The organism is Chamaesiphon polymorphus CCALA 037 (assembly GCF_003003845.1).
GTDB lineage: Bacteria > Cyanobacteriota > Cyanobacteriia > Cyanobacteriales > Chamaesiphonaceae > Chamaesiphon > Chamaesiphon polymorphus.
In genome coordinates this window covers 1-7,342 of record NZ_PVWO01000290.1, presented here as the reverse complement: position 1 = coordinate 7,342, position 7,342 = coordinate 1, and the positions used below count along the sequence as shown (strand labels likewise).

Genomic DNA, 7,342 nt, shown 5'->3' with positions numbered 1-7,342 from the left:
TTTGGGGGGGTAACACCATCTCCACCGAAGTCTAGCCGACTTGTGTAAACACCGTAGTCTCGATCGAGGCTATATCCCACAGCCTCAAAATTTAGATATTGGCTTACTTAACTGGGCGGTGAATGAGTTTTTCAACTGTCCGTTTTCTGGCTTGTTGGTCTACACCGATGAGGCGGATGTAGGATTTCGATCGATCGCGGACGATCGATTCGAGGGTGCGGGTGATGTCGGCGGCATTGTTGCCAGCGACTTTTCCACCAGTTTCCCAAGCGTTGCTCTTATAGCGACGCTCGTCGGCAAACTCGGTGAAGATCGCACTTCCTTGAGCGACTAGTCGGGAGATTGTCTCTACGACATCAAGGCTCAAGCTACTGCTGGCAACGTTACTGCTAACATGGCTGCTGGTAGCGGTGTTGCTAGTAGTGGTATGACGGGTGCTACTGCCGTTATTAGTTTGGGATGGTACGATCGCGCCGGGGCGGTGGACGATTTTTTCAGCTACTCGCCGTTTGGCGTGGGCATCGACACCGATGACGCGGATGTAATCGTTAGGGTGATTGGCAATACACTCGGAGATCGCCACGATTACGGCTGCTTCGTGTTGAGCTTCGATCCGACCGCAGCTAGTCCACGAGCTAGTTTGGAAATGACGTTTGTCGGCGCGCTCTACTGCTACTTGGGAGCCACTATTGAGGAGCTGAGTGACGAGCTTTTTGATTTCTGGATCTACTCCAGTAGCAGTAGATGTAGATAAGACATGCGGCTGATTTGTCGCAGGGGTGCTGCGAACTTCAGCTTGTGCCGATCGAGAGTTGGATGTTTTGGGTGGGACGTCGCCGGGTCGCTGAATGATGCTCTCTAAGACGCGCCGCTTGGCTTGCGGATCGATGCCGATCAGTCGGACGTATTCGCCGTTGTGTTCTTGGAGGCAATTTTCTAGAGCGGCGAGGATCTCACCTTCGCGATCGGTATTAAAAGACGCACAGCTAGTCCAAGAACTAGTCTGGAAGCGACGTTTGTCTGCGTGTTCGGTACCGATGTTATAACCTTGGGACAGTAGCCGACGGACGTTGCCAACGACTTCGGGGGAGAGGGTGGACGTATGGCTGGGGGTATTTGCTTTGAGCGTTTCGGCTCTAGCAATGCCGTATAAACCGGAACTAGAAATATCGATCGCTTCTTGCAGCGGTGTAATACACTCGATATCGTCGGCACAGCGATAGCCAGAACGTAAAGAATCGTTAATGCTGATGATGTGAGCGGCAAACTTGCGATCGTCTGGTTGGACTTCAGATAAACGATCTGCTTGTTGCTGGTTGGTAATAATCGCTCCCGACGGGACGTATTTACCGGGTGGAATTTCGACATCCTGAATTAGGGCGTGCATCATAATGATACAACCGTCGCCCACTTTGGCGTTGAAAACGGTGGAACGAAAGCCGATAAAACAATTATCGCCTACGTAGGCAGGGCCGTGAATCAAGGCCATGTGGGTGATCGAGGTATTCGCGCCGATCCAAACTGAATATTCGGTATTATCGTCGCCAATGACGCGACCCTGTTCCAAACCGTGGATGACGACGCCATCTTGGATATTGGTATTATCGCCAATGCCAAAGGGATTGCCCTCATCCGCCCGAATCGAAATCCCCGGCGCGATCATCACATTGGCACCGATGCGGACATCACCGATGATGTTGGAAAAAGCGTGCACGTAGGCACTAGGGTGGATCTGGGGTTCGACTAAAGTCTTCAACCACGGAGTCGGTGGCGAAGCGGTAATATTTTCCGGGACTACTATCATTGTCTAAATTTTCCTTAATGTTTAAGTTACACGGGGAGCGTCCAGCCGTAGCGCAACACCGCCTAGAGTTGTCCGATTTTCTGGGGGAGAATTGCGCTAGAAGGGATGAGAGATTTGGTGTTAGATTCGCGCCACTGAGTGAAACGGTCTCAACTACAGCATCTGTGCTGCCGAACTCCCTAGCGATCGATTATTCAGTTAGATATTTTTTTATTGTAAGTATAGAGCCGAGCCAAATTTTTAGACGCAAAAACTGTCGCTCGTGCGGCGATTGGCAAAAGCTTGACAGATAATGGGTCGATAAAATTTTAGAATCGCTCGAACGATACGATCGATAGTACAGTTTAGGGGATCGCTTTGGCAATATAATACAAAATTATTATTTTTGATTTATATCATAAGTTGTGCTGATATACATGGCTGTGCCCCAAGTTGCAGCGGGATGCTTATAGTATAAATATACCGACAAAATGCAGATAGAGAGTCGCTAATGGATCGGTACCGTCTTTAGTCTTAAACGCGATGGACTAGTTGTGATAGATAATAGGTGATAGCTTAAAACAATCTAAAGTTTCTAATTTCAATTTTGAAACATGCAGATATGCTTCGATCGGGATCGATTCGTGCTGCTGGTTCGCTGTAAAAATTTTTAACATTCTCAAGAAATATAGATAGAAGTAATTTATGGAACAAATGCTGCTGGACACAGGTTGGTGGATACCTTGCTATGGCTTGGTTGGGGCTATTCTTACCATTCCGTGGATGACGAGATTGATACGCCGGACTGGCCCCAGACCAGCAGCCTATTTAAATATTCTGATGACAACGATCGCCTTTATTCATGGCACGGCGTTGTTTCAGGCGATTTGGGATCGCGAGCCTTACCGAATTGTCTTTAACTGGTTGACTGTCGCGGGACTAGATCTCGATCTGACTTTTGAGCTGTCGTCGGTAAGCGTCGGCGCGATGGAGTCGGTGACAATTTTGAGTTTGCTGGCTCAGGTATTTGCGTTAGGCTACATGGAAAAAGACTGGGCACTGGCGAGATTCTTCGCTTTGGTGGGCTTTTTTGAAGGCGCGATGAGTGCGGTAGCGATTAGCGATTCGTTGTTAGTCAGCTATGGCTTGCTGGAGTTATTAACGCTGTCTACCTATCTACTGGTGGGATTTTGGTACGCGCAACCGTTGGTAGTCAAGGCGGCTCGCGATGCTTTTTTAACTAAGCGCGCGGGGGATATTTTACTATTTGCTGGAGTGATTGCCCTATCGAGTCTGGCCGGGAGTTTAGATTTCAACGACCTGTATGAGTGGTGCGAAAATCCGAATATTTCGCCATTGACAGCGACGCTGATCGGTCTGGCTTTGATTGCGGGGCCGATCGGGAAATGCGCTCAATTCCCATTACACTTGTGGTTGGATGAAGCAATGGAAGGGCCAAACCCCGCATCGATTCTGCGGAATTCGGTGGTGGTGACTGGCGGGGCATATATTTTAATCAAAGTGCATCCGATTTTATATCTATCGCCGATCGTCACGACTACCTTGATGGTAGTGGGGACGGTAACTGCGATCGGCGCAAGCTTAGTCGCGATCGCTCAAATCGATATCAAGCGCACGATTTCTTATTCTACTAGTGCTTATTTAGGGTTGGTATTTATTGCCGTTGGTGCGAAGTGGATTAGTTTTGCTTTCTTCTTGCTCTTCGCTCATGCGGTTGCCAAAGGACTGCTGTTCATGAGTGTCGGTTGTGTAATTTTGACGACTAACACTCAGGATGTGAACGAGTTTGGCGGTTTGGGTAAGAGTATGCCTGCAACGACTACAGCTTTTATCGTCGGTTCCCTCGCAATGACTGGTGTATTCCCATTGGGCGGGTTTTGGGCTTTTCAAGAGGGGTTGGAAGCTCTGCGGATCGATTATCCGTGGGCGATTTGGACGATCTTGTTAGTAAATGGGTTGACTGCTTTCAATCTCGCACGCGTGTTCGGCTTGGTATTTTTGGGTAAAACACAACCGAAAACCCGTCGATCGCCAGAAGTAGCTTGGCCGTTAGCTTTACCGATGGTAATTTTGACAGTGCTGACACTATTAACTCCTGCCGTAATGTCCCGACTGGCTCTGCTACCGGACTTGGACGATATTACCGCGTTGCAATTTAGCTCGATTAGTTTATCCAGCGTATTGGGATTTGTCGTTGGTGGATTGTTGTACTTCAGAACCGATCGCACTCCAGTAAAACTGTCTGTGCCATGGCTGCAAGAGCTACTGACGTATGATTTTTATGTCGAAAAGTTCTATGACAATACAGTCGTGTGGGTGGTGTATCAACTATCTCAAGTTACGGCCTGGATCGATCGCTATATCGTTGATGGTTTAGTCAATTTAGTCGGTTTTGCCACGATCTTTGGTAGCGAAAGCCTAAAATACGGTGCCTCTGGCCAAGTCCAAAGCTATGTACTCACGATTACTGTCGGCGTCGGCCTCATGGGTTTGACGATCGCTTGGATATTTTTATCGCTTTAGGGCGGGGAGATTGGGAGACTGGGAGACTGGGAGACTGGGAGACGAGGAGAGAGCATTTTATTCTCTTACCCATTACCCATTACCCATTACCCATTACTCATTACTCATTACTCATTACTCATCCACCCATCCACCCATCCACCCTCTATTTTCATGCTTAGTATTCTACTAGTCGTTCCCGCAGTGGGAGCTATTTTAGCCGCTTGTTGGCCGAGTCATACTCGAACGATCGCTTCGACGATCGCGTTAGCTGTAATTGGTTGGACGGTGTTTTTATTGACACAGTTTGACTTAAGTAATCCGGCGATGCAATTTGCCGAAAATTTTACCTGGATCGATGCTTTAGGATTATCCTATCGGCTAGGTGTCGATGGTTTGTCGTTGCCATTGGTGGCTCTCAACAGTTTGTTGACATGGGTCGCGATTTATAGTAGCAACGAGCAAATCGAGCGACCGCGCCTGTATTACAGCTTAATTTTGCTCTTGAATGCAGCGGTAAGTGGCGTATTTTTGGCTCAAGATTTATTGCTGTTTTTTATCGCTTACGAGCTGGAATTGATTCCGCTGTACTTGTTGATTGCAATTTGGGGCGGTCAAAAGCGGGCGTATGCAGCAACTAAATTTTTGATTTATACGGCTTTGTCGGGTGCCTTAATTTTAGCGGCGTTCTTAGGATTAGCCTGGTTGGGCGGTAGCAATAGCTTTATTTATAATCCTGCATTAGCTCATGCCTTGCCCGTGAGCCAACAGTTGTTACTATTAGGCACACTGTTGCTAGGTTTTGGGATTAAAATGCCGCTGTTCCCATTTCATACTTGGTTACCCGATGCACACGTTGAAGCATCCACACCAATTTCGGTATTGTTGGCGGGAGTATTGCTCAAACTTGCTACCTACGGCATCTTACGTTTTTGTGTGGGATTATTCCCCGATGCTTGGCAGATCGCGGCACCATGGCTCTCCGTCTGGGCGATCGTGAGCGTACTATATGGGGCGTTGATGGCGATCGCGCAAAAGGATATGAAGAAGATGGTGGCTTATAGTTCTGTCAGTCACATGGGCTATATCTTGCTAGCGGCGGCGGCGAGTACACCGCTGAGTTTTTCGGCGGCGATGATTCAGATGGTCAGTCACGGTTTGATTTCCGCTACCCTATTTTTATTGGTGGGAGTGGTTTATCAGAAAACTAAAACTAGAGATATCAATATCCTCGAAGGGTTGCTCAATCCCGAACGGGGGATGCCTGTAATTGGTAGTTTGATGGTGGTGGGAGTGATGGCGAGTGCCGGAATTCCAGGGATGGTGGGGTTTGTGGCGGAATTTCTGATTTTCCGCAGTAGTTTTCCCATTTTCCCGGTTCAGACGCTATTGTGTATGGTGGGTACTGGCTTGACGGCGGTTTATTACCTGTTGCTGATCAACAAGGCTTTTTTCGGGCGGCTGTCTGCACCAGTGCAAAATCTCGAAGCGGTGACTTGGCGAGAACGCTATCCAGCGATGATTTTAACGATCGCGGTGGTGTTGTTTGGGTTGCAGCCGGGATGGATTACGCGTTGGAGCGAACCAACGATTGCAGCGACGCTGCATCAGCCGCCTGCGGTGGTGGCTAGTGTTGCTAAGTAATAAGTAATAAGTAATAAGAGAAGTAGGGTGGGCAGTGCCCACCATCTAAGTTTTATGTATTAGCAATAGATCCGATCGGTGTTTTAGTTACCTGTTTAGGCTCGTTTATCTCTGGTTGAATTTGGAAGTTGATGCGATCTTTTTAAACATTAGAATTACCTGAAATCATGATGGTGGGCACTGCCCACCCTGCCAACTTAAGAATATAAAATAGGAATTTTTCTGCGTCTTCCGCGTCTCTGCGGTTAAAAAAAGAATCATCGAAAGTAATTACATCTCAGTAGGATAACAATCCGCAATCCACAATCCACAATCCATAATTATAATGATTGCTACTAATTCTTGCCATCGTTTTGCAATTTATATCGATCGATTTTATCAAGGCCAAAGTTTCTTGCCAGACAATCCAACTAATGTTAAAGAAGTGGTTGGAATTCTGGATAGTTACGGTTATGTGCTAGATGCTTATCAAAAAAATCTTCAATATATTGCCGATCGAGAGTTTTTGAATCTATTTCCGTTTTTCAAATATTTCGATGGCAATGTATCTTTCGATCGATTGCTCAAGCATTGGTGGCACGATCGCATTAATTTTGAATATGCCGAGTATTGCATGAAGGTGATGCTCTGGCATGGTGGCGGTAGACTGGAAGAATATATCGAATCGCCAGAATTTCGTGAGTCGATCGAGCACGCAATTCAAGCCAAAATTAAGAATAAGCCGATAATTAAATTGTTACATCGGTTATTCCCAGAGTTCTTACCAGAGCAGGTTCGTCAATCGGTTTATTACAATGCACTAGGGCAATTTTGGTCGGTAATGGCACCGATTTTCTTAACTTTGGGCAAAGCCTATGAAGCTGGTAAAGTAACTACGATTCCAGATGTAGTGGATTGGGTAAAAGCAGGATTGGTAGCTGCGGCTGGCAATCCGATTAACTACGCTGTCGAAATCGACGGTCGTAGCTATGATATCTTACCTGCGTCGGCAAATCTGACCTTTTTAATGGATGTAGCCGTACCTTATGTAGAAGCTGTTTTCTTTCGCGGTACGCCATTTTTGGGCGTGGTTTCTTACAACGCTCAAGCGCATCAAATTCCCGTCGAACAGAATGGTTTTACTTACGGCGCGCTGTATGCCGATCCGCTACCAATTGGGGGAGCGGGGATTCCTCCCACTTTATTGATGCAGGATATGCGTCATTATATCCCGCCTTATTTACATGAAATTTATCAGAATACTAAGCGCAAAGAAGACGATCTGCTAGTCAAGATCTGTCAGAGTTTTCAGAAGTCGATGTACTGTGTCACTAGTGCGACGATTCTCGGTTTGGCTCCCCATCCGCTAGATAGTACCGATCCACAACAACAAGCCACAAATATGGCTTATTT

At 47.0% G+C, this 7,342-nt stretch carries 4 protein-coding genes; 3 read left to right on the top strand and 1 reads right to left on the bottom strand.

Annotated features, from left to right (window positions below):
- Positions 1 to 103: 103 nt before the first annotated feature.
- Positions 104 to 1,804, bottom strand: coding sequence for a beta-carboxysome scaffolding protein CcmM (ccmM, locus tag C7B77_RS19270; RefSeq protein WP_106308481.1), 1,701 nt, complete (start codon positions 1,802 to 1,804; stop codon positions 104 to 106).
- A gap of 684 nt (positions 1,805 to 2,488) precedes the next feature.
- Here ccmM and C7B77_RS19265 point away from each other — a divergent pair.
- From C7B77_RS19265 to C7B77_RS19250, 3 genes are all read left to right on the top strand, one after another.
- Positions 2,489 to 4,327 carry an NAD(P)H-quinone oxidoreductase subunit F gene (locus tag C7B77_RS19265; RefSeq protein WP_106308478.1) on the top strand — a complete coding sequence of 613 codons (1,839 nt, stop codon included), beginning with the start codon at positions 2,489 to 2,491 and terminating at the stop codon, positions 4,325 to 4,327.
- Positions 4,328 to 4,480: 153 nt separating this feature from the next.
- Complete coding sequence (locus C7B77_RS19255; protein WP_106308472.1) at positions 4,481 to 5,950, top strand: NADH-quinone oxidoreductase subunit M; 1,470 nt, start codon at positions 4,481 to 4,483, stop codon at positions 5,948 to 5,950.
- A gap of 325 nt (positions 5,951 to 6,275) precedes the next feature.
- Positions 6,276 to 7,342 (top strand): CO2 hydration protein (locus C7B77_RS19250; protein ID WP_106308469.1); only part of this gene is annotated, 1,067 nt, incomplete at its 3' end.